The sequence below is a fragment of the Herbaspirillum sp. B65 genome, from assembly GCF_000333555.1.
GTDB lineage: Bacteria > Pseudomonadota > Gammaproteobacteria > Burkholderiales > Burkholderiaceae_D > Herbaspirillum > Herbaspirillum rubrisubalbicans.
In genome coordinates this window covers 1-1,816 of record NZ_BADI01000803.1, presented here as the reverse complement: position 1 = coordinate 1,816, position 1,816 = coordinate 1, and the positions used below count along the sequence as shown (strand labels likewise).

2 protein-coding genes are annotated in these 1,816 nt (G+C 65.0%); both read left to right on the top strand.

Translation table 11 applies throughout. The annotated features are described in order from the left end of the window. A partial coding sequence (locus tag I5W_RS19200) for an SURF1 family protein (protein ID WP_044530425.1) occupies positions 1–754 on the top strand: 754 nt, incomplete at its 5' end. A gap of 3 nt (positions 755–757) precedes the next feature. Continuing rightward, a partial coding sequence (locus I5W_RS19195) for a sensor histidine kinase (RefSeq protein WP_252717114.1) occupies positions 758–1,816 on the top strand: 1,059 nt, incomplete at its 3' end.

Here is a 1,816-nt window from a genome sequence, read left to right as displayed (position 1 = left end):
TGACCTTTTGGCGGGATTTTTCTTTCTGGTGTTCGCCGCCCTCGGCACCTGGCAGGTCTATCGCCTGCAATGGAAACTCGACCTGATCGCCAAGGTCGATGCCCGGGTCCATGCCGCTCCCACGGCGCCGCCCGGCCCGCAGGATTGGCCGCAGGTGTCGGCTGAGCGTGACGAATACAAGCGCGTGGACCTGCGCGGCCGCTATCTCTACAGCAAGACCGTGGCGGTGCAAGCCAGCACCGACCTGGGCAGCGGCTCCTGGCTGCTGACCCCGTTGCAGATGGCCGATGGCGTGCTGGTGCTGGTCAATCGCGGCTTTGTCTCGACCTCACCGATCAAGCTGGCCGAGCTCCATCTGCCTGATGCGCCGGCCGATCAAGCCACCGAGGTCACCGGCCTGCTGCGCATGAGCGAGCAGGGCGGCGGTTTCCTGCGCAGCAATGATGCGGCCCAGAACCGCTGGTATTCACGCGACGTGAAGGCTATCGCCCAGGCCCGTGGATTGGAGCCGGGTAAGGTGGCGCCGTACTTCATCGATGCCGACCAGGCCTCGGCCCAGGCCAATGCCGCAGTGGCGCCGGATGCCCAGAAACCGGTCGGCGGCCTGACCGTGATCGCCTTCCACAACAGCCATCTGGTCTATGCCTTGACCTGGTACGCCCTGGCCCTGATGTCGCTGGGCGCCGGCTATTGGGTGATCCGCGATGAACGACGCTGGCGCCAGCGCATCCAGGACGCGCAAGCCAAGGGCTGATCCGTGAGCACCACCGACACCTTCGCCAAGCGCAAGACCCTGCGCGAGCGCTGGCAGCGCCTGCGCCAGGGGGAGCAGAACCCGGCCGGCCACCAGAACATGCTGCTGCTGATCCAGCTGCGCTGGCTGGCCGTGCTGGGCCAGGTCTCCACGATTGCCTTCGTGGTGCTGGTGTTCGAACTGCACCTGCCCTTGCCGCATATGCTGGAGGTGCTGTCCTGCCTGATCGCCTTCAATATCGCCAGCCACCTGCGCTGGCATGAGCGCCGCATCGCCACCAATGCCGAACTGTTCCTGGCCTTGCTGGTGGATGTGGCGGTGCTGACCTTCCAGCTCTACTTGAGTGGCGGCATCACCAATCCCTTCGCCTTTCTCTACCTGATGCAGATCATCCTCTCGGCGGTGCTCCTGAAGCCCTGGTCGAGCTGGGCCATCGTCGGCGTGACCATGCTCTGCCTGGCCGGGCTGGCGCTGTTTTCCGAACCGCTGCCGCTGCCGCCGGACCATAACGCGGGCCTCTTGAGCCTGTACGTGGAAGGCACGCTGATCTGCTTCCTGCTCAATGCCGGGCTGATGGTGTTCTTCATCACCCGTATCAGCAGCAACCTGCGCGCCGGTGACGCCTTGCTGGCCGACCTGCGCCAGCGCGCCGCCGAGGAAGACCACATCGTGCGCATGGGCCTGTTGGCCTCGGGCGCGGCGCATGAACTGGGCACGCCCTTGGCCACCGTCTCGGTCATCCTGGGCGACTGGAAGCGGATGCCCGAAATCAGCCAGCGTCCCGACATGCTGGACGACATCAGCGAGATGGAAGCGCAGTTGCAGCGCTGCAAGTCCATCGTCAGCGGCGTCTTGCTCTCGGCCGGGCAGGCGCGCGGCGAGTCCTCCATCAAGACCACCCTCAACACCTTCCTCGACAGCGTGGCCGAGGACTGGCGCAAGACGCGGCCGGTGATACTCGTGATGGCACCAGACGATCTCGGCCAGGTTGAAGGGGAAACTGATCTTGTTGAGGATCTCGTAGCCGAACTGCACATGGGTCTGAGCACGCCATTTGTCGGC